A 20,764-nucleotide genomic window follows, 5' to 3' on the forward strand; every position below is an offset into this window, starting at 1 on the left:
CAATACCACCTTCAGTGGCTGGCTGGCGCTGTCTCGGCTTCCACCTCATCCGCGTCTTTCATGCGGCTGCGGTTCAGCGCCCCCGCTTCATCCAGCACCGAATACGCGGCTGCGCAGAACAACGAATTCAATCGCTTGAAATCGCTGATGATGTCCAGGTGCAGCGAGCTGGTCTCGATGCTCTCGGCCGTCTGCGCCGAGATCCGCGTGAGGTGACTGCGCGAGTAGCGTTTCTCCAGATCGCGGAAGTGCGCCTTTTCCAGCATCAGCTTCTGCGCGCTGCGCAGGTCACCGGTGAGGAACACCGACAGCGCCAGCTTCAGGTTCGTAACCAGACGCGCGTGCATGTCTTCCAGCTCTTCCATGCCGGCTTCGGAAAAGGCCAGCTTGTGCGCGATCTTCTTTTCGCGCACGTCCTGCAACAGGCGATCGAGAATGTCGCCGGCGTGCTCCAGGTTGATGGTGAGCGAGATGATGTCGGCCCAGCGCTTGCCCTCGCGCGCGTCCAGCGCTTCGTGGCTCAGCTGCGTGAGGTAGAGCTTGATGGCGGTGTAGAGCGCATCGACCTCGTCGTCGATCGCGCGCGTGGTTTGCAGCAGGCGCACGTCGTTGGTCTTGAGCACGCGCAGCGTGTTGTCGAGCATGTGTTCAACGCGATCGCCGATGCGCAGCACCTCGCGCGCCGCGTTGCCCAGCGCCAACGTTGGCGTGGCCAGCGCCGACGGATCGAGATAGCGCGGCGCGACCAGGTCGTCGATATGCGCGCCGCCCGGCAGGATGCGCGCGCACAGTCGCGCCATCGCTTCGGTAAAGCCGATCAGCAGCACCGCCAGCGCCACGTTGAACACCACATGAAACGCCACGACCACGTGTTGCGGCGCCACGCCCGCGTGCGGCGCCCACGCTGCCAGCGTGTCCAGGAAGGGCAGCGCCAGCGCGGCGCCCAGCATGCGCGAGAGCAGATTGCCGAGCGTTGCCCGGCGCGCGGCTTGACTTGATGACGGCGTGGTCGCCAATGCGGCCACGGCACTACCGATATTTGCGCCCAGCACGATCGCAAACGCCACCTTGACCGACACCGCGGCCGACGCCGCCAGCGTCGCGCAGAACAGCACCACAGCCAGGCTCGAATAGCACAGCAGCGTGAGCACCGCGCCAATCAGCATGTTCAGGCCGGTGTCTGACGAGAAGGAGCTCAGCAGCACGCGCAGCGCATTGGCTTCCACCATGGGGCTCGACGCGACCGAAATCAGCTCCAGCGCCATCATGATCAGCCCCAGACCGATGAGCACCCGCCCAAAGTGCCCCACCGCACTGCCCTTGCGCGACAGATGCAGGATCACGCCAAAGAAGATCAGCAGCGGCGACAGCCACGACAGGTCCAGTGCAAACACCTGCGCCATGATGGCGGTGCCGACGTTGGCGCCCAGCAGAATGGCCAGCGCCGACGACACGCCCATCAACCCTTGCGCGACGAATGCCCCGACGATGGTGGCCGTCGCGTTACTGCTCTGCACCAGGCACGTCACGCCAATGCCGGCCAGCAGCGCGGAGAACCGGTTCGAGACGCTGCGCGACAGCAGGCGACGCAAGTCCGCGCCGTACAGACGCAGCATGCCGACCTTGACGGTCTGCGTGCCCCATACCAACAGGGCCACGCCGGAAAGCAGCTTAAGCAGGGTGATCATTGTTGCCGTGCAGTCTTACTTATTTGGTCAGAGCCACGCGCAGGCCCAGCCCAATGAAAATACAGCCGCTCACCCGATCGAGCCACAGCGAGGCACGCGGCGTACGGCGCATCCAGCCGCCCAGCGCGGCCGCACACCAGCCGTAGATGCTGAACACGACGATGGTCTGCGCCATGAACACGCCGCCCAGCAGCAACATCTGCAGCGCTGCGTGGCCCGCCTGCGCATCCACGAACTGCGGCAGGAACACCACGAAGAACAGCGTCACCTTCGGATTGAGCAGATTGGCGAAGACGCTCTGGCGATACACACGCCACAGGTCGGGCGCCGTCTGGGGTCCAGCAGGATTCAGGCCGACGCCGCCCTTGCTGCGCAGTGCCTGAATCCCCAGCCAGATCAGATACGCCGCACCGAGCCAGCGGATCGCCTGGAACGCCACAGGCGACGATTGCAGCACGGCCGCCAGCCCCAGCGCCGCCAGCGTCGTATGGAAAAGGCAGCCTGACGCAAACCCCGCTGCCGCTGACAGCCCCGCCTTACGGCCCTGGCTGGCACCGCGTGCGATCACCTGCAGGTTGTCCGGGCCCGGCATCACCGTGATCGCGATCGAGGTCAGCAGGAACAGCAATACGTGGGGCATCGACGTCTCCCGGGGTGCGGCGGCAATGGAAAGAGTCATGCTACTGCGCACGGCAGCAGCGCGTCATATTTTTGTCACATGAACGTATGCGGCCCGTGCATCACGCGAAGGTCGCCGACGGCCCGCTCAGTGCCGGTCGAAACGGCAGACCGTGAAGAGCGGCAGACCGCCTTCGATCAGCAGTTGCGAGCCGCCCAGCTCGGGCAGGTCGACAATCGCCGCACCTTCCACCACCGTTGCCCCGAGCCGCTCCAGCAGGCGCTTTCCGGCCATCATGGTGCCACCGGTGGCGATGAGATCGTCGATCAGCAAGACGCGGTCGCCGGGCTTGCAGGCATCGGCGTGGATTTCCACCGTCGCGCTGCCATATTCGAGCATGTATTCCTCAGCCACCGTGTTGAACGGCAGCTTGCCCTTCTTGCGGATCGGCACAAAGCCAAGGTTCAGTTCATACGCCACGATCGAGCCGAGGATGAACCCACGCGCATCGATGCCCGCCACGAGGTTCAGCCCCTGCTCCATGTAGCGATGGACGAAGACGTCCACCAGCACGCGCAGGCTCTTCGGGTCCTGCAGCAGCGGCGTGATATCGCGAAACATCACCCCGGCCTGCGGCCAGTCCGGCACCGTGCGGATACGGTCACGCAGGTAGCGCGACACATCTCCGAGTTCGGTGGACGCGGGAACGGACGACAGCGTCAGCAGCGCCGCCTGGTGATGAGGGACTTGGCTCATGGCAAAAACGGGAAAGCGGGAAACGTGGTCTGCGGTAATGGGCTACCACCCGTGCCGAATGGCACCGAACCACAATGGGCAAACCGCAACCATACAGGAGACACGGCAATGGCAAAGAAAATTCTGATGCTGGTCGGCGACTACGTCGAGGACTACGAAGTCATGGTCCCTTTCCAGGCGCTGCAGATGGTCGGTCACACGGTGCATGCCGTCTGTCCGGACAAGCGTGCCGGCGATTCCGTCGCCACAGCCGTCCACGATTTCGAAGGCGCACAGACGTACTCCGAAAAGCCCGGCCACCGCTTCACCGTCAACGCCACGTTTGCCGATGTCGACCCGGCAGCGTACGACGCACTCGTCGTGCCCGGCGGCCGGGCGCCTGAATACCTGCGACTGAATGGCCGCGTGCTGGAAGTCGTGCGTCACTTCTTCCAGGCTGACAAACCCGTCGCCGCTATCTGCCACGGTGCCCAGTTGCTGTCGGCGGCGGGCGTGCTGGAAGGCAAGACGTGTTCCGCCTATCCCGCATGTGGCCCGGAAGTCACGGCCGCAGGCGGCACCTTCAAGGACATCCCCGTCGACCAAGCCCACACCGACGGCAAGCTGGTCACGGCGCCGGCCTGGCCGGCACATCCGGCGTGGCTGGCACAGTTTCTTGAAGTCCTGGGCACGCGGGTTCTACACTGATCCGGTTGCCCGCACGCCGGGCGCCCCGGAGCCCGGCCATGTGCGAAATCTTCATCCGCGCCAATCCCCATTCGTACGACAGCCTCGCGCGCTCGCTCCGCCTGCACGGTGTGGCGACCAGCGTGCGGCTGGAGTGCCTGTTCTGGGAGGTGCTCGAAGAAATCGGCCAGCGCGACGGCCTGACGGTCACCCAGCTCATCAGCAAGCTCTATGACGAGCTGTTTGAGCGGCGCGGCGAAGTGGCGAACTTCGCGTCGTTCCTGCGCGTCTGCTGCCTGCGGTATCTGATGCTGAAGCAGGATGGGCGCATTCCCGCCGATACCCGTGTGGCGATCAGTTCGCTCGATGCCGCTGCGGTGCTCGATGGCCTGCCGCCCAACTTGGCCGATGCCCCGCCGCCGCGTCGCTCGCGGGGGCCGCTGCTCGAAGCGCTCGTCAAGTAAGCGCGCGCGTCAACGCGGCGAAAGCCGCTCCTCCGCCATCTGCAGCCCTTCGGGCGTGCCGCGCAGCACAACGATATCGCCCAGCTCCAGGACGGTATCCGGATCGGGATCGAGCGCACGAATACCCTGGCGCCGGATCGCGGTGACCGACGTCTTGAACGTCTCCAGCCCCATCGTGCCGAGTTTGTGGCCGATGGCGGGCGAGCCCTTGGCCAGCGGCACCGAATGCAGGCGCACGGCGTCGCGCTCGAGCATGTCTTCTTCGTCATCCTGGCCGTGGAAATAGCCGCGCAGCAGGCTGTAGCGTGCGTCGCGCATCTCCTGCGCACGGCGCACCACCCGGCGCAACGGCACGCCCAGGAGCACCAGCGCGTGCGAGGCCAGCATCAGGCTCCCTTCGATGATCTCGGGGACGACCTCCGTGGCGCCGGCCTGCTGCAGGCGATCGAGGTCCGCATCGTCGATGGTGCGCACGATCACGGGCAGCGTCGGCTCCAGGGCCTGCACGTGATGCAGCACCTTCAATGCGGACGCCGTGTCGGCATAGGTAATGGCGACCGCCGCCGCGCGGTGGATACCGGCCGCCACCAGCGACTCGCGCCGCGCCGCATCGCCATAGACGACATGCTCGCCCGCGGCTGCAGCCTCGCGCACGCGGTCGGGGTCCAGATCCAGCGCGACGTAGCCGATGCCTTCCTGCTCGACCATGTGCGCAAGGTTCTGGCCGCTGCGCCCGTAGCCGCAGATGATGACGTGGCGCTCGGTGGCGATGCTCTGCGCGGCGATCTTCGTCATGGCCAGCGATTGCATCAGCCAGTCCGTGCGCGACAGCCGCATGGCGATCACGTCGCTGTACTGGATCAGGAACGGCGCCAGCAGCATCGACAACAGCATCGCCGCCAGGATCGCCTGGCCGAGCAGCGGGTCGATCAGTTTCATGCCGTCGATCTGGTTGAGCAGCACGAAGCCGAACTCACCTGCTTGCGCCAGCCCCAAGGCCGTCCGGATCGCCGCACCGCCACCGGAACCGAACGCCCGCGCCAGCAGCGCGATCAGCACAAACTTGAACAGCACCGGCGCCAGCACCAGGCCCAGCACCAGCGCCCAATGCTCGAAGACCACGCGCGGGTCCAGCAGCATGCCGACCGTCACGAAGAACAGCCCCAGCAGCACGTCGCGGAACGGCTTGATGTCTTCTTCCACCTGCAGCTTGTACGGCGTTTCCGACACCAGCATGCCGGCCAGGAACGCGCCCAGCGCCATCGACAGGCCCAGCCGCTCTGTCAGCGCCGCCATCCCGAGGGTGACAAGCAGCAGGTTCAGCATGAACAGCTCCTGCGAGCGCCGCGCCGCCACGAGGTGGAACCAGCGCGACAGCAGCTTCTGCCCCAGGAACAGGATCAGCACCAGCGCAACGGTGATCTTCAGCGCCGCAATCGACAGCGTCAGCACCAGGTCGGTCGGGTTCTTGCCCAGCGACGGCACCACGATCAGCAGCAGCACCACCGCCAGATCCTGGAACAACAGCACGCTGATGATGTTGCGGCCGTGTTCGGTCTCGAGTTGCAAGCGTTCGGCCAGCATCTTCGAGACGATGGCCGTGGACGACATCGCCAACGCGCCGCCCAGCGCCAGCCCGGCCTGCCACGACAGCGGATACCAGTGCGAGAGCAGCATCGAAGCCGGAATCGTCAGCAGGATGGTCAGCACCACCTGTGACGCACCCAGCCCCAGCACCAGCCGCCGCATCGAACGGAGCTTGGAGAGGTTGAACTCCAGCCCGATCGAGAACATCAGGAACACCACCCCGAACTCGGCCAGATAGCGCGTCTGGGCGGAATCGGACTCCAGCCCCGTCGCCTTCGGCCCGATCAGCACGCCCACCACCAGGTAGGCCAGCATCGGCGGCAATTGCAGCATGCGGAACAACACCACGCCGATCACGGCAGCGGCCAACAACACGAGGGCGAGTTCCAGCGGCGAATGCATGCGACGCGAAAAACCAATCGAAAGGGGTTGGACAGCGGGGACAGCGCCCGCGCATCAGGACGGTGCGTGCGCAAGCGAGCACGCAGGCGCTGCAAGACCGATGCCAGGGTATTAAACGAAGAACGCGACACGCGAGACGCCGCAGGGCAAAAAAGACGGCGTGGCGACGGGAAGAAAAGTGATTGGAAAGCTGAATGCCGCGGCGCAGCAAAACGGAGCGCCCGCACGCTCCGCGACTCCCCGCAAGCCAAGCCCCAACGCGCCACCGGCGGCCGAGGACACTGTCAATCGTTGTTATACTTCGCCGCCATGATAGCGAATTTCAATCCGGATCGAGCACTTGCGCTGGCGCAGCAAACCTTCGACATCGAAGCGCAAGCCGTCCTCGGTCTCAAATCACAGGTGTCCGCCGACTTTGCACGCGCGGTCGAAATGGTGCTCGGCTGCACCGGGCGCGTCGTCGTGTCCGGCATGGGCAAATCGGGGCATGTCGCGCGCAAGATCGCCGCGACGCTCGCTTCGACCGGCACGCCGGCGTTCTTCGTGCACCCGGCCGAAGCCAGCCATGGCGACCTCGGCATGGTCACGCGCGACGACGTTTTCATCGGCTTTTCCAATTCCGGCGAAGTGTCCGAGCTGAACGCCATCCTGCCGCTGGTCAAGCGGCTCGGCGCCAAGCTGATCGCCGTCACGGGCAACCCGGAGTCCTCGCTTGGCAAGCACGCCGATGTGGTGCTGAACTCCCACGTCGATGTCGAAGCCTGCCCGCTGAACCTTGCTCCCACCGCCAGCACCACCGCGCAGATCGCGCTGGGCGATGCGCTGGCCGTCGCCGTGCTCGACGCGCGCGGCTTCGGTGCCGAAGATTTCGCCCGCTCGCACCCGGGTGGATCGCTTGGCCGCAAGCTGCTGACGCACGTGCGTGACGTCATGCGCGCCGGCGACGCCATCCCCCGCGTGAACGAAGACACGCCGCTGTCGCAAGCGCTGATGGAAATCACCCGCAAGGGGATGGCGATGACCGCCGTGGTCGATACCGAAGGCCATGCCGTGGGCGTGTTCACCGACGGTGACCTGCGCCGCCTGCTCGAAACCCCGCGCGACTGGCGCACCGTGCCCATCCACGAGGTCATGCACCGCAACCCGCGCTCGGTCGGTCCCGACCAGCTCGCCGTTGAAGCCGTCGAAGTCATGGAAACGCACCGTATCAACCAGTTGCTGGTGGTCGACGCCGCCGGCCTCCTGGTGGGCGCGCTGCACATCCACGACCTGACGCGGGCCAAGGTCATCTGACCCGCCCACGCCGCTGATGATCACTCCGGCCCTGTTTCCCGCCGACAGCGTCCACAGCAACATCGACGCACGCTTTCCGCAGGCAATGGAACGCGCCGCACGCGTGCGTCTGATGGTGTTCGACGTCGATGGCGTGCTGACCGACGGCCGCCTGCTCGTCGGTCCCGAGGGAGAAATCAGCAAGGCGTTCGACACACTCGACGGCCACGGCATCAAGCTCCTGGCACAGGCCGGTGTCACGTCGGCCATCATTACCGGGCGGCAATCCGAAATCGTCGCCTGGCGCGCCGGGGAACTCGGCATCGAACATCTGTACCAAGGCGTAGCCGACAAGCGCGAGGCATTTGCCCACCTGCTGGCCGCCACGCAACTTCAGGCCACGGACGCCGGCTACATGGGCGACGACTGGCCCGACCTGCCGGTGATGACGATGGTCGGATTTACCGCATGCCCGGCTCAGGCCCATGCCGAGCTGCGCAGCCGCGCTCACTATGTCGCGCAGGCCACGGGCGGACGCGGCGCCGTGCGCGAAGTGGCCGACCTGATCCTGAAGGCACAAGGCGCCTACGACGCCCTGCTCGCGCAACTGCTGCACGCCCCGCAACCCTCCTGACTCCATGGCCAGCGAACGCTCCCAACGCCTCGTCTCCTCCGTGCTGCAGATCATGCTGCGCGGGCTGCCGATCCTGCTGATGGCGATCGTCTGCGGCGTCACGTTCCTGCTCGTGCAGGTCAACACCCCGCAAACCGACGAAGCCGCCACGCAGCCCAAACGCCACATCGCCGACTACACAATGGACGGCATCTCGGCCACTGCGCTGGACGAGACCGGCTCGACCAAATACCGCTTCACCGGCGTCCACATGAACCACTATGAGGACGACCTGACCTACGACGTCACGTACCCGGCGCTGCGCGTCTATGCGCCCGACCGGCCGCAGGTCACCGCCCGGGCGGATCTCGGCAAGATGAATGGCGACGGCACGATCATCGATCTGTACAACAACGCCAAGGTCATCCGCGCGCAAGGGCCCGACGCCCGCCAGGACCCGCTGATGACGGCCGACTCGACTTACTTCCAGGTGCTGCTCAACGACGACATCGTGCGCACCGACAAGCCGGTCGAGCTGCACCGGGGGCCGTCGATCATGAACGCCAACGGCCTCACCTTCAACAACGTGACGCGCCAAGTACAATTGCTGGGCAATGTGCGCGGCCGAATCGAAGGGCTGGGGGCGCCGAAGCAGTAAACTCTGCCCCCGACACCTGACAACGCCCACCGACCGCGCCCTTCTCCGACGTGATCTCCATGACTGATTCCCTCCGTGCCGCCGGCCTCGCCATCGCCGCTGCGCTGCTGCTCCCGGCCCTGCCCGCGCACGCCGAGCGCGCCGATCGCGACAAGCCGCTCGTGCTCGAAGCCGACAACGCCAGCTACGACGATCTGAAGCAGGTCTATCACTTGACCGGCAACGTGGTGCTGACCAAGGGCACCATGGTGCTGCGCTCCGACCAGGCCGATCTCCGGACCGACCCCGAGGGCTACAACTACGCCGTCGCCACGTCCAAGCCCGGCAATCTGGCGTTCATTCGGCAGAAGCGCGACAACGTCGACGAATACATCCAGGGCTGGGGCGAGCGCATCGAATACGATGGCAAGCAGGAAATTTCCAAGCTGATCACCCGCGCCCGCATGGAGCGCCTGCAAGGCGCGACGCAACTCGACGAGATCCGCGGCGCGGTCATCACATACGACGGCCAGAAGGAGTTCTACACGGCCTCGGGCGGCGCTGAAAACGCCACCGCCGCCAACCCGTCCGGCCGCGTGCGCGCCGTTCTCGCGCCGCGCACGAGCACGCCTGCCGCACCGGCATCAAATCCGGCCGCCAAGCCCTGATCCGTATCGCCTGTCTTTTCTGCTTCGCTTATGTCCGCCACCACTCTCGCCCCAAAAACTGCAGCGCCGCAGGCCGCGACTTCCAGCACGCTGGTCGTCCGCCATCTGAAGAAGCGCTACGGCACGCGCACGGTGGTCAAGGATGTGTCGCTTGACGTGAAAAGCGGCGAAGTGGTCGGCCTGCTCGGCCCCAACGGCGCCGGTAAGACGACCTCGTTCTACATGATCGTCGGCCTGGTGGCGCTGGACGCTGGCGACATCGTGCTCGACGGCGAGCACATCAGCCGCCTGCCGATCCATCAGCGGGCACGCATGGGCCTGTCGTATTTGCCGCAGGAAGCGTCGGTGTTCCGCAAGCTCAACGTGCAGGAAAACATCCGCGCGGTGCTCGAGCTGCAGGAGCAGAACGGCAAGAAGCTGTCGCAAGACGAAGTCAATCGCCGCCTCGACGGCTTGCTCGACGACTTGCAGATCGCTCACCTGCGCGACAACCCCGCGCTGTCGCTCTCGGGCGGTGAACGTCGCCGCGTGGAAATTGCGCGCGCGCTGGCCTCGTCGCCGCGCTTCATCCTCCTCGATGAACCGTTTGCCGGCGTCGACCCGATCGCCGTCGGTGAAATCCAACGCATCGTCAGCTTCCTGAAAGACCGCAACATCGGCGTGCTGATCACCGATCACAACGTGCGCGAAACGCTGGGCATCTGCGATCACGCCTACATCATCAGCGAAGGCACTGTGCTCGCTGCGGGCATGCCGGAGCAGATCATCGAAAACGAGGATGTACGCAAGGTCTATCTGGGCGATAACTTCCGGATGTAAGCCACCCTGCACGCCTACGCCTTAAGGACGTGGCAAAGCCGCACCTTAAAGCAAAATCCGTTCCATCGACCGAGTGTTGGGCATAGAATAGCCCGCATGAAACAGTCGCTCCAGCTCCGTCTCTCTCAACATCTCGCGCTTACGCCGCAGTTGCAGCAATCGATTCGATTGCTGCAGTTGTCGACCATCGAACTGCAGCAGGAAGTTGAGCAGGCCCTGACCGAAAACCCCCTACTGGAGCGGGAAAACGAGTGGCTCGACACCTCCGCACGCATTGGCGCGGACGGCTCGGTGAACGCGGTGCAAAGCAACAGCGCCACGCCGCTGCCGACCGAGTCGCCTCCGCCCGCGCCCAACGGTGGCGATAGCAGCGACGCCCCAGACAGCTACGAGAACGGCCACGACAGCGGCGCCGATTTCGACAGCGACTACGGCTCCGACCGCTCCGACTGGAGCCTCGACGACTTCGCCCGCAAGCCGCAATCCGATGAAGACGACCGCGCGCCGCTACAGTTGCGCGAAGCCGAGCAAAGCATGCGCGAATTCCTCATGGAACAACTCGCGCCGCTCAAGCTGTCGATGCGCGACAAGGGCCTCGTCATCTTCCTGATCGAGTCGCTCGACGACGAAGGCTATCTGTCGGGCACGCTCGATGAAATCCTTGCAGATCTGCCGGCCGAACTCGAAGTCGAACTCGACGAACTGCAAGCCGCGTTGCGCATGCTGCAGAGCTTTGATCCGCCCGGCATCGGCGCGCGCTCAGCCTCCGAGTGTTTGTCGCTGCAATTGCACCGGCTCGATTCGCCCGCGAAAGCGCTGGCGCTCATCATCGTCAACCAGCATCTTGAACTGCTCGCCGCACGCGACTACACGCGCCTGAAGAAGGCGCTCTCCGTCGACGAACCGGCACTCAAAGCAGCGCATGAGCTGATTCGTTCACTGGCGCCGTTTCCGGGTCACGCGTTCGGTCGCGCCGAAGCGGACTTCGTGGTGCCCGACGTGATCGTGCGCAAGACCAGCGCAGGCTGGATGGCGCAACTGAACCCCGACGTCATGCCGCGCCTGCGCATCAACGACATGTACGCGCAAATCCTTCGCAGCAGCCGTGGTGAATCGGGCGCCGCCAATCTGCAGCAGAAGCTGCAGGAAGCACGTTGGCTGATCAAGAACATTCAGCAGCGCTTCGATACGATCCTGCGTGTCTCGCAAGCGATTGTCGAGCGTCAAAAGAGCTTCTTCACGCACGGCGAAATCGCCATGCGCCCCTTGGTTTTGCGGGAAATAGCCGATACACTGGGTCTACACGAGTCCACGATCTCCCGTGTGACAACCAACAAATACATGGCGACCCCGATGGGGACGTTCGAGTTGAAGTACTTCTTCGGCAGCCATGTATCGACGGAAACCGGCGGGGCCGCGTCGTCCACCGCGATACGCGCGCTCATCAAGCAACTTGTAGGAGCCGAAGACCCGAAGAATCCTCTGTCCGATAGCAGAATTGCCGAACTGTTAGGGGAACAAGGATTCGTGGTGGCCCGTCGGACGGTGGCCAAATACCGCGAAGCCCTCAAGATCCCTGCAGTGAATTTGCGCAAGTCTTTATAGCCGCATCGCGGGCAGTTCCGGTGCGGCTCATCTTGAGAAGGAGAACCGCTATGAACTTCAAACTCAGTGGACACCACCTGGACATCACGCCTGCTTTGCGTGAGTACGTGGAAACGAAACTGGAGCGTGTGATCAGGCACTTCGATCAGGTGATTGGCGTCAGCGTGTTGCTATCGGTCGATAACCACAAGGAGAAGGATCGGCGTCAGTACGCGGAAATCAACCTGCACCTCAAAGGTAAGGACGTCTTCGTCGAATCACACCATGAAGATCTGTATGCGGCCATCGACCTCCTCGTCGATAAACTGGACAGGCAAGTGATCAAGTACAAGGACCGCGTGCAAGGACACGATCGCGACAGCATGAAGCACCAAGCCTTCCAGGCCGTGCAGATGCAGCAATAGCAGGACGGCACCGCAGAAACCGCGCCCCGAGTTGGCGCGGTTTTTTTATGCCGTGGTGCATTCGTGACGAATCCGATTGCAACGGATTTAAGTCGGGCTAAAATCTGACGAAAGTATGAATGCTGGCGTGGCGCGGCTTTTGGCGCGATGCTGGCAAAAACAGGGTCGATGCCGTGCGCACATTGCCGGCACCGGCTGATTGCAGCCCTGGGGGATTCGCTTCTCTGCCCTGCGTGGTGCACCGCTGGTGCGCCGCACAAAGCCGCGCGGCACGTGGTCTATAATGACCCCATTGTCCGCGCGCCATCTTGGTGCAGAAGGACGCCGCTCATTTCACGCATTGCACATGAATCGCTTGGCCAAACTGCTGCCGCCCGGGAACATTGCCCTCGACGTCAGCGTAACCAGCAAGAAGCGGGTATTTGAACAGGCCGGCCTGCTGTTCGAGAACAACCACGGTGTGGCGCGCGCAGTCGTCACCGACAACCTGTTTGCGCGCGAATCGCTCGGCTCCACGGGGCTGGGCGCCGGCGTGGCCATCCCACACGGCCGCATCAAGGGGCTCAAGCAACCGCTGGCCGCTTTCATGCGCCTGTCCGAACCGGTGCCTTTCGAGTCGCCGGACGGCAAGCCTGTCTCGCTGCTGATCTTCTTGCTTGTGCCTGAACAGGCGACCCAGCAACACCTGGAAATCCTCTCCGAAATCGCCCAGCTGCTGTCCGACCGTGACATGCGCGAAGGCCTCGCCACCCTGCCGTCGCCCGAGGCGATTCACCAGCTACTGACCGACTGGCGGCCCTGATCGCAGCGCAATCGGTGGCCAGCGCAACCGATTGCGAACGCGCTATGCCCCGTCGGCATCACCGTGCCCCGCTATGGAACTGACCGGCGTCATCGCCCAATCGATCTTTGACGACAACGCAGCTGATCTGAAGCTATCGTGGGTCGCTGGCCTGGAGGGCGCGGACCGCGCGTTCGACGTGGACTTCGCCAAGGAAGCGACGTCTGCTGCGGATCTGGTCGGGCACTTGAACCTCATCCACCCAAATCGCATTCAGGTGCTCGGCAAGCCCGAGATCACCTACTACCAGCGCCTGTCGGAAGAAAACCGCAAGCGACAGATGGGTGAGTTGATCTTGCTGGAGCCGCCCTTCCTGGTGGTAGCCGATGGTGTGGATCCTCCCCCCGACCTGGAGCTGCGCTGCACGCGTTCGTCCACGCCGCTGTTCACGTCGCCGATTTCCTCGGCGGCCGTCATCGATCACCTGCGCTTGTACCTGTCGCGCATCTCGGCACCCCGCGTGACGATGCACGGGGTGTTCCTCGACATCCTCGGCATGGGCGTGCTGATCATGGGCGATTCGGGCCTGGGCAAAAGCGAGTTGGGCCTGGAACTGATCTCGCGCGGCCATGGCCTGGTTGCCGACGACGCAGTCGACTTCGTGCGCCTCGGGCCGGACTTCATTGAAGGGCGCTGCCCGCCGCTGCTCCAGAATCTGCTGGAAGTGCGCGGCCTGGGCCTGCTCGACATCAAGACGATCTTCGGTGAAACGGCGGTGCGCCGGAAGATGAAGATCAAGCTGATCGTCCAGCTCGTGCGCCGCAACGATGGCGAGTTCGAACGCCTGCCGCTCGATTCGCAGTACCTCGATGTGCTCGGCTTGCCGATCCACATGGTGAAGATCCAGGTGGCCGCCGGCCGCAACTTGGCCGTGCTGGTCGAAGCCGCCGTGCGCAATACCATCCTGCGTCTGCGCGGCATTGATACGTTGCGCGACTTCATGGACCGCCAGCGCGCCGCCATGCAGGCAGAAGCCGCATCCCACTCGCCCCAGGGCCGCCTGCTTTAACAAAGCCGCCACAAAGTTTCGTATTCAGACCGGTTTACCCTAGTTTTCGCTGCGAAACGTCAACCCGACGTGCGGCCGCCCCGTTGTGGGAGGGAATGCGCCGAGCACACAACGCGGCGGCGTTCATCGCGAGCGCGGCGGCTTGTTTTCGCCCGCTCTTCTGACAGTACCAAGGAGAATACGACGATGAAACAACTGATTGCCGCTTGCGCCCTGGCGCTCCCGTTCCTGGCCGGCCAGGCATTCGCCCAAGCCAGCGCACCCGCAGCCGCCCCGGCCGCACCTGCTGCCGCACCTGCTGCCGCCCCGGCAGCCAAGAATTCGCAGCAAGACAAGATGAAGCAATGCAACATGGACGCCGCCGGCAAGAAGGGCGACGAGCGCAAGGCCTTCATGAAAGGCTGCCTGTCGGACAAACCGGCTGCGGCCGCCAAGCCGATGACGCAACAGGAAAAGATGGCAGCCTGCTCCAAGGCCAACAAGGGCAAGAAGGGCGACGAATACAAGAACGCCCAGAAAGCATGCCTCTCCAAAGGCTGAGCGTCACTTAGACTCGCTCAAAAAGGCGGCCACATCGGTCGCCTTTTTTGTTGGTCGCTGCTTTGCAACACAGGGATGCTATCCTCGCGGCATGCGGATCATTCTCATCACCGGTATGTCGGGTTCAGGGAAATCGGTCGCCCTGAACGTGCTCGAAGACGCAGGTTACTACTGCGTTGACAACCTGCCCGCGCAGTTCATCCCCGAACTGGCGCGCTATCTGGCGGACCAGGGTTATACGCATCTGGGCGTGGCCACTGACATCCGCAGCCGTGAATCGCTGCGCAAGGTGCCTGAGACGGTCACCTTGCTGCGCAAGGAACACGACGTGCGCATGCTGTTCCTGACGGCAAGCACGAACGCGCTGGTGCAGCGCTACTCCGAAACGCGCCGCCGGCATCCGCTGTCCATCCGTAACGGCCGCCCCGATACCGCCGCCAACGTGCAGGCGGCCGCCAAGGGCCTCGACACCTCGCTCATCGAAGCGATCGAGATGGAACGCGAGCTGCTCAGCCCGCTCGCTGATCCAGCGCATCGCATCGACACCAGCACGCTGCGCACGAACGCCCTGCGCGCGTACATCAAAGAATTCATCAGCGATGAGCCGCACGACATCACGTTGATGTTCGAATCGTTCGGCTTCAAGCATGGCGTGCCGACCGACGCCGATCTCGTCTTCGACGTGCGTTCGTTGCCTAACCCGTACTACGACACGCAACTGCGCCCACTCACGGGGCGCGACCAGCCCGTCATCGATTTCCTGCAAAGCCAGCCGATGGTGCTTGCAATGGCAGAGGATATTCGCGCCTATGTGGAAAAGTGGCTGCCGAGTTTCATTGCCGACAACCGCAGCTACCTGACCGTCGCGATCGGCTGCACGGGCGGCCAGCATCGCTCCGTGTACATCGCGGAACGGCTCGCCACGTACTTCCGCGCGCATGGTAATGTGTTGGTCCGCCACCGCGAATTGGCCGTAGAGGGCTGAGCCGCGCCGAGTATCTTCCGCGCGCGAACCTGTCTCATTTGGATGCGGCCTCTTGCGCGGCGCCACGCGAAGGTCTTGCCGCCTGCCGAAAGCCCGTCCATGCAAGAAGACATCGCTCTCTCGCCGTTCTCGCCGCTGCCGCCGCTGCCTACCGAGCTGCCGCTGTTTCCGTTGCACACGGTGCTATTTCCGGGCGGCCTTCTCCCGCTGCGCATTTTCGAAGCGCGCTACATGGACATGGTGCGCACGTGCCTGCGCGACAAGACGCCGTTCGGCGTCTGCCTCATTGAGCGCGGCAACGAAGTCGCGACCACAGACGGCACCACCGTGCCGGTCGACGTGGGCTGCATTGCCCACATCACCGAATGCGATATGGAGCAGCTGGGCCTGCTGATGATCAAGGTGCGTGGCACGCAGCGCTTCAAGGTGCTGTCGTTCGAGACGACGCCCAACGGGCTCATGCGCGGCACGGTCGAGCCCATTGGCGCCGACGTGGAAGACTGCAAAGGGGAACTCTTCGACGATTGCGTGGGCGCCCTGCGCCGCATCATCACCACGCTCGGCTCACGCGAAGACGGCAACGTTCCGATGGTGGAGCCGTACGAATGGAACAGCCCGAGCTGGGTCGCGAATCGGCTGTGCGAGCTGCTGCCGGTGCCGCTCAAGGCCAAGCAGAAGTTGATGGAGCTGATGGACGCCGGCATGCGCATCGAGATCGTCCATCGCTACATGAAGCAGCACCACATTCTGTGATGCCAACTCGGCCAAGCCTGCCCGCGTTGCTTAGATCAGGCTTGGCTGTACCAGCGTCTCCAGCGCCAATTTCACCGGCGCAGGCAACCCCACTGAATTGAGTTGTGCAAGCGGTACCCAACGCCAGTCGTCGTCGAGCGCCGCGGGTGTGGCGATCTCCGCGCGCAGCAGATGCATGTGCAGGCGGAAGTGCGTGAAGGTGTGCGTGAGCGCGCCGGCCATCTCCACGGTTAAGACGTCGCCATAGGCCTGCGCGGCACGACGCACGGCGCCGACATCCAACGGATGCGTGTCGAGCGCGTCGTCCATCTCGCCCACTAGCGGCAACGACCACAAGCCACCCCAGATACCGCGCTGCGGGCGACGCTGCAGCAACACGGCGTCGGCGTGCAGCGCGATGACAAGGGTGGCGGCGCGCTCGGGGATCGCCTTGCGCGGGCGCGGCACGGGCAGCTCCATCACGCGACCGGTACTGCGCGCTTCGCATAGCGATTCGAGCGGACAGGGCCGCTCACCGCTCAGGCATGCAGGCTTGCCGCGCGTGCACACCGTGGCCCCAAGATCCATCAAACCCTGCGTGTACGGTTGAATGCCTTCGGCCGGAGGCAGCACGGCTTCGGCGATGCGCCACATGGTGTCTTCGATGCGCTTGTCGCCGGGAAAGCCATCGATGCCGAACACGCGCGCGAAGACGCGCTTGACGTTGCCATCGAGAATGGCCGCGCGCACGCCATACGAAAACGCCGCGATGGCAGCCGCGGTCGAGCGGCCGATGCCGGGCAGCGTCGCCAATACTTCGGGATCACGCGGGAAGATGCCGCCGTGCTCCGCCACCACGATCTGCGCGCAGCGATGCAGGTTGCGCGCGCGCGTGTAATAGCCGAGGCCCGCCCACGCAGCCATCACGTCGTCTGCAGGGGCAGCGGCCAGCGCCTGCACGGTCGGGAAGCGCTCGATGAAGCGTGCGTAGTAGCCCAGCACCGCGCTCACTTGCGTCTGCTGCAGCATGATCTCGGAGAGCCACGTGCGATACGCGTCGCCGGTGTTCTGCCACGGCAGATGGTGACGGCCGTGACGCTGCTGCCAGGCGATGACGCGCACGGCGAAATCGTCAGGAAGCGGCGGCAATACGGGAACGGGCTGAGCAACGCGGCGCGTGCGGCGGGGGCTGGCGGTCATGCGTGTGATGGAAAAGCGGCGGACGGAACGTGCGCGCTGGCGGCGATCCTACCAGAACGAAAAAAGCGCCCGCAGGCGCCTTCTCCGTGAACGACATTGCGCGTCAGGCCGCGAACGACTCGCGCTCGAGGATCGTTCCGGCCGCGAGAATGCGGTCGGTGTACTTCGCGATGGTGCCGCTGCGCTCATCCAGCGTGTTGAGCAGCGCTTCCAGTTCGGTGATGCGCGCTTCCAGCGTATCGGTGGCCTCGTGGATGCGCTCGATCGAATCGACACGCTTGCGCAGTTGCTTCTGGTGATCGCGCACCTGCGCTTCGAGCGGCGTCATGACCGACTTCAGCCAGATCTCGATGTCGCGGTTCATGTCCTGGAAGGTGTCCAGCACGCGGCTGGCCACCGTCGAGAAGGCACCGTGTACGAGTTGCGGCTTCGGACGCGTCAGGAAGCTGAACGCGCCAAAGTGGTTGTGCGCGAGCATCAGCGTCTCTTTCAGATCGGCGTCGTAGCGCGTGCCCAAAAAGCGCAGCGGCGGCGACAGCGTGAAGCCGTGCTCGGCGTTGAACTTCTTGTACATGCCGTCAACCATCTGGTGCAGTTGGTCGATGCGATTGGCTGCGTCGCGCACCAGGCCGGTCAGGTGGGCGAACAGCTTGTCCATGTCGTCGCGCAGGCCGCGCGAGAACACGCGCTCCTTCATCTTCTCGCGCGCCTCGCGCATCGTCGAGCGGATCTGCTTGAGCTGCACGCTCTTGATGATCTCCGCGCTGTGGCGGCCGAACACCGTGCGCAGCGCCTGGAATTTGGCAATGCTCTGCTCGAACTCCTCCTTCTCGCCCTGCACGCGCATCAGCATGTGCTTGACCATCGTGTGGTTCTTGCCGCGCAGTCCGCGCAGTTCGAACAGCTGCTCGACGATGTCGCGGCGGCGCATCTGCAGCAGTTGCTGCGCACCGGCGGCCATGTCCTTCACCGCCAGCTGAACCTGCTCGGTAACGATCTCGCGACGCTGCGGAATCAGCTGATCCGACAGCACCGACTCCAGCTCCGGCAGCCGGCTCTTGGCCAGCAGTTCGTGATCGTGGCTGACCTTCGCCAGCAAGCCCTTCTGCGCCGACACCGGATACACGCGCTCGACATCGATATCGAGCACCTGCGCCGTCGTCATGATCTGGCGGCTGACTTCGCTCTCGACTTCTTCTTCAGACTTGAGCGGATCCCACAGGCCATCGACCTTGTTGAGCACCGCGATGCAGCCCTTGCGCTGGCCGCCGCCCACATGCGAGCGCCACAGTTCCAGGTCGCTCTTGGTCACGCCGGCGTCCGCTGCCAGCACGAACACCACGACGTGCGCATCCGGAATCAGGCGCAGCGTCAGCTCAGGCTCGGTTCCGATGGCGTTCAGGCCCGGCGTATCCAGGATCACCAGCCCCTGCTTGAGCATGGGGTGCGGGAAATTGATGATCGCGTGCCGCCACTTCGACACCTCGACCGTGCCGGCGGCATCCACCGAAAACGCGGCGTCGGGATCGGCGTCGTTATAGAGGCCCAGCTGCTCGGCTTCTTCCTTGGGCACGCGCACGGTTTCCACCACGTGCCGGAACGCTTCGAGCATGCCCTCCGGCGACGAAGGATCGAGCGGCACCGACAGCCAGTGGCTGCCGGCATCGCGAAAATCGGCGGTCGACGCATCGTGCAGGCGCGTCTCGATCGGCAGCAGGCGGATCGACGGCGGATAACTTTCGTCGTACATCAGCTCGGTCGGACACATCGTGGTCCGGCCCGCCGACGACGGCAGGATGCGGCGGCCAAAGTCCGCAAAGAAGATGGCGTTGATCAGCTCGCTCTTGCCGCGCGAAAACTCGGCAATGAAGGCGACCTTGAGCTTGTCGCTGCGCAGCACGCCGCGAATGCGCTGCGCGCGCATGTCAGCCTGCGCGTCGTACAGCTCCTGCGCTTGCAGCCAGTCTTGAAATTCCCCCACCGACTGCAGTACGGAAGCGCGCCAAGCGCTGTACTGCTCGAACTGTGTGCTCAGTGTGTTGTTCATCGTTCTGTCTTATTGTGTGCGCGACCCGACCGCAACAAATGCGCGCGCCCCTCGACATCGCTGTTACCGCCCATTTACGGCACAGAAATGCACAAATTTAGGTGGAACGATACAGCGAACCGCCAGCTTCCGGGCGAACTTTCCGCAAGGTTCCCCAGCCCGGGCAGACAAGTGTTGCGGGATGCCATCGGCGGCCGGACACCCCACTTCAAAAACCTTGCGAAATGGCGGCCTGATCGCTCCAGCGTCGTGCCTCTAGGCGGCTTCCGATGCCCTTGGTAGGCCGATCAGCGCTGGCAGGTCGGGCAATAGAACGTGGAGCGCTGGCCCTGCACGATCTGGCGGATCGGCGTGCCGCACACACGGCACGGCAGACCGGCGCGGTCGTACACGAAGGCTTCGAGCTGAAAGTAGCCGCTTTGCCCGTCCGAGCCGACAAAGTCGCGCAGCGTGCTGCCGCCCCGCGCGATGGCATCTGCCAGCGTGGCGCGAATAGCCTCGGCCAGCGCTGCATAGCGCGGGCGGCTGATGCGGCCCGCCGCCGTGGTCGGCCGGATTCCGGCGCGAAACAGGCTTTCCGAACAATAGATATTGCCTACGCCGACCACGATGTCGCCGGCCAGGAGCGCCGATTTGATGGCCACCCGGCGCCCGCGTGTGCGGGCAAACATCCAATCACCGTCGAATCGCGCGTCGAACGGCTCAATGCCGAGATTGCGGAGCAGCGGATGTTCGGCCAGGCCAGCTTCGTCCCCAGCGTGCCACAGCACGGCACCGAAGCGGCGCGGATCCCGATAGCGCAGTGTGATGGGTACGCCGGTTGCGTCGGCGAGTTCGATATCGACGTGATCGTGGGGGCCGGGCGCCACGGGCGCCTCCAGCACGCGCAAGGTACCGGTCATGCCTAGATGGATCAGCAGCCAGCCGCCTGCGGCATCGGCGTCGCTGGCGGATTGGCCGACCTCGGGCATGCATTCGATGAGCAGGTATTTGCCCCGGCGCAGCAGGCGGGTGACCGTCAGCCCGGCAAGCAACGCCGGCAGCGCCGGGTTGATCGGCCAGCGCAGGCCGTGATGGCGCACCACGACGCGCTCGATACGTCGCCCCGTAACATGCGGTAGCAAACCCAGGCGAGTGACCTCGACCTCCGGCAACTCAGGCATCGAACCTCCATCCCATGTGCTGCTCCAACCTTTTTTACGATGCGGGC

Annotated in this window: 21 protein-coding genes; 14 read left to right on the top strand and 7 right to left on the bottom strand. The window is 64.3% G+C overall.

Translation table 11 applies throughout. The features are described 5' to 3' along the window. Nucleotides 1-11 precede the first annotated feature (11 nt). The 3 genes from R2669_RS11760 to R2669_RS11770 form a co-directional block, all read right to left on the bottom strand. A complete protein-coding gene (locus R2669_RS11760) occupies nt 12-1,688 on the bottom strand; it encodes a Na/Pi cotransporter family protein (protein ID WP_147217191.1) in 1,677 nt (558 codons plus the stop codon). Nucleotides 1,689-1,707: 19 nt separating this feature from the next. Beyond that, nucleotides 1,708-2,328 carry a LysE family translocator gene (locus R2669_RS11765; protein WP_316888635.1) on the bottom strand — a complete coding sequence of 207 codons (621 nt, stop codon included), beginning with the start codon at nt 2,326-2,328 and terminating at the stop codon, nt 1,708-1,710. 126 nt (nt 2,329-2,454) lie between these two features. Next, complete coding sequence (locus R2669_RS11770; RefSeq protein ID WP_316900254.1) at nt 2,455-3,063, bottom strand: adenine phosphoribosyltransferase; 609 nt, start codon at nt 3,061-3,063, stop codon at nt 2,455-2,457. Nucleotides 3,064-3,171: 108 nt separating this feature from the next. On the opposite strand from R2669_RS11770, the gene R2669_RS11775 reads away from it, so the two are divergent. Together R2669_RS11775 and R2669_RS11780 are read left to right on the top strand one after the other, a co-directional pair. Next, entirely contained in the window at nt 3,172-3,750 is a 579-nt protein-coding gene (locus R2669_RS11775) for a DJ-1/PfpI family protein (RefSeq protein ID WP_316888637.1), read from the top strand. Nucleotides 3,751-3,788: 38 nt separating this feature from the next. Further along, nucleotides 3,789-4,193: a ribbon-helix-helix domain-containing protein gene (locus tag R2669_RS11780; protein ID WP_316877246.1), complete on the top strand. Its 405-nt coding sequence runs from the start codon at nt 3,789-3,791 to the stop codon at nt 4,191-4,193. A gap of 9 nt (nt 4,194-4,202) precedes the next feature. Here the strand turns inward: R2669_RS11780 and R2669_RS11785 are convergent, their stop codons facing one another. Beyond that, nucleotides 4,203-6,182 carry a monovalent cation:proton antiporter family protein gene (locus R2669_RS11785; protein WP_147217199.1) on the bottom strand — a complete coding sequence of 660 codons (1,980 nt, stop codon included), beginning with the start codon at nt 6,180-6,182 and terminating at the stop codon, nt 4,203-4,205. A 309-nt stretch (nt 6,183-6,491) separates the two neighbouring features. Between R2669_RS11785 and R2669_RS11790 the strand changes: the two genes are divergently transcribed. From R2669_RS11790 to R2669_RS11845, 12 genes are all read left to right on the top strand, one after another. Next, entirely contained in the window at nt 6,492-7,475 is a 984-nt protein-coding gene (locus tag R2669_RS11790; protein WP_147217240.1) for a KpsF/GutQ family sugar-phosphate isomerase, read from the top strand. A gap of 16 nt (nt 7,476-7,491) precedes the next feature. After that, nucleotides 7,492-8,088 carry a KdsC family phosphatase gene (locus R2669_RS11795; protein ID WP_147217201.1) on the top strand — a complete coding sequence of 199 codons (597 nt, stop codon included), beginning with the start codon at nt 7,492-7,494 and terminating at the stop codon, nt 8,086-8,088. Between the two features lie 4 nt (nt 8,089-8,092). Next, nucleotides 8,093-8,725 (top strand): LPS export ABC transporter periplasmic protein LptC, encoded by a 633-nt coding sequence (lptC, locus tag R2669_RS11800; protein WP_147217203.1) that lies wholly within the window; start codon nt 8,093-8,095, stop codon nt 8,723-8,725. A gap of 59 nt (nt 8,726-8,784) precedes the next feature. Further along, the gene (lptA, locus tag R2669_RS11805) at nt 8,785-9,372 is read left to right on the top strand and encodes a lipopolysaccharide transport periplasmic protein LptA (protein WP_147217205.1); all 588 of its coding nucleotides are present in this window, start codon (nt 8,785-8,787) and stop codon (nt 9,370-9,372) included. Between the two features lie 30 nt (nt 9,373-9,402). Next, nucleotides 9,403-10,191 carry an LPS export ABC transporter ATP-binding protein gene (gene lptB / locus R2669_RS11810; RefSeq protein WP_147217207.1) on the top strand — a complete coding sequence of 263 codons (789 nt, stop codon included), beginning with the start codon at nt 9,403-9,405 and terminating at the stop codon, nt 10,189-10,191. Nucleotides 10,192-10,287: 96 nt separating this feature from the next. Next, nucleotides 10,288-11,796: an RNA polymerase factor sigma-54 gene (locus tag R2669_RS11815; RefSeq protein WP_316888642.1), complete on the top strand. Its 1,509-nt coding sequence runs from the start codon at nt 10,288-10,290 to the stop codon at nt 11,794-11,796. A gap of 50 nt (nt 11,797-11,846) precedes the next feature. Then, nucleotides 11,847-12,200, top strand: a complete 354-nt coding sequence (hpf, locus tag R2669_RS11820; RefSeq protein ID WP_004633388.1) for a ribosome hibernation-promoting factor, HPF/YfiA family — start codon at nt 11,847-11,849, stop codon at nt 12,198-12,200. 346 nt (nt 12,201-12,546) lie between these two features. Next, nucleotides 12,547-13,002 (top strand): PTS IIA-like nitrogen regulatory protein PtsN, encoded by a 456-nt coding sequence (ptsN, locus tag R2669_RS11825; protein WP_004633390.1) that lies wholly within the window; start codon nt 12,547-12,549, stop codon nt 13,000-13,002. A 73-nt stretch (nt 13,003-13,075) separates the two neighbouring features. After that, complete coding sequence (gene hprK, locus R2669_RS11830) at nt 13,076-14,050, top strand: HPr(Ser) kinase/phosphatase (protein WP_004633393.1); 975 nt, start codon at nt 13,076-13,078, stop codon at nt 14,048-14,050. Between the two features lie 186 nt (nt 14,051-14,236). Then, the gene (locus R2669_RS11835) at nt 14,237-14,590 is read left to right on the top strand and encodes a PsiF family protein (RefSeq protein WP_316888644.1); all 354 of its coding nucleotides are present in this window, start codon (nt 14,237-14,239) and stop codon (nt 14,588-14,590) included. A 91-nt stretch (nt 14,591-14,681) separates the two neighbouring features. After that, nucleotides 14,682-15,575, top strand: a complete 894-nt coding sequence (gene rapZ, locus R2669_RS11840; RefSeq protein WP_147217211.1) for an RNase adapter RapZ — start codon at nt 14,682-14,684, stop codon at nt 15,573-15,575. A 99-nt stretch (nt 15,576-15,674) separates the two neighbouring features. Further along, complete coding sequence (locus R2669_RS11845) at nt 15,675-16,328, top strand: LON peptidase substrate-binding domain-containing protein (RefSeq protein ID WP_147217213.1); 654 nt, start codon at nt 15,675-15,677, stop codon at nt 16,326-16,328. 30 nt (nt 16,329-16,358) lie between these two features. Here the strand turns inward: R2669_RS11845 and mutY are convergent, their stop codons facing one another. From mutY to mutM, 3 genes are all read right to left on the bottom strand, one after another. Next, nucleotides 16,359-17,507 carry an A/G-specific adenine glycosylase gene (gene mutY, locus R2669_RS11850; protein ID WP_316888646.1) on the bottom strand — a complete coding sequence of 383 codons (1,149 nt, stop codon included), beginning with the start codon at nt 17,505-17,507 and terminating at the stop codon, nt 16,359-16,361. A gap of 103 nt (nt 17,508-17,610) precedes the next feature. Beyond that, complete coding sequence (locus R2669_RS11855) at nt 17,611-19,554, bottom strand: dynamin family protein (protein WP_147217217.1); 1,944 nt, start codon at nt 19,552-19,554, stop codon at nt 17,611-17,613. A gap of 287 nt (nt 19,555-19,841) precedes the next feature. Continuing rightward, nucleotides 19,842-20,717 carry a bifunctional DNA-formamidopyrimidine glycosylase/DNA-(apurinic or apyrimidinic site) lyase gene (gene mutM, locus R2669_RS11860; RefSeq protein ID WP_316900256.1) on the bottom strand — a complete coding sequence of 292 codons (876 nt, stop codon included), beginning with the start codon at nt 20,715-20,717 and terminating at the stop codon, nt 19,842-19,844. Nucleotides 20,718-20,764 lie beyond the last annotated feature (47 nt).

Origin of the sequence: Ralstonia edaphi (genome assembly GCF_958350185.1) — a bacterium.
In the GTDB taxonomy this organism is placed as follows: Bacteria; Pseudomonadota; Gammaproteobacteria; order Burkholderiales; family Burkholderiaceae; genus Ralstonia; species Ralstonia edaphi.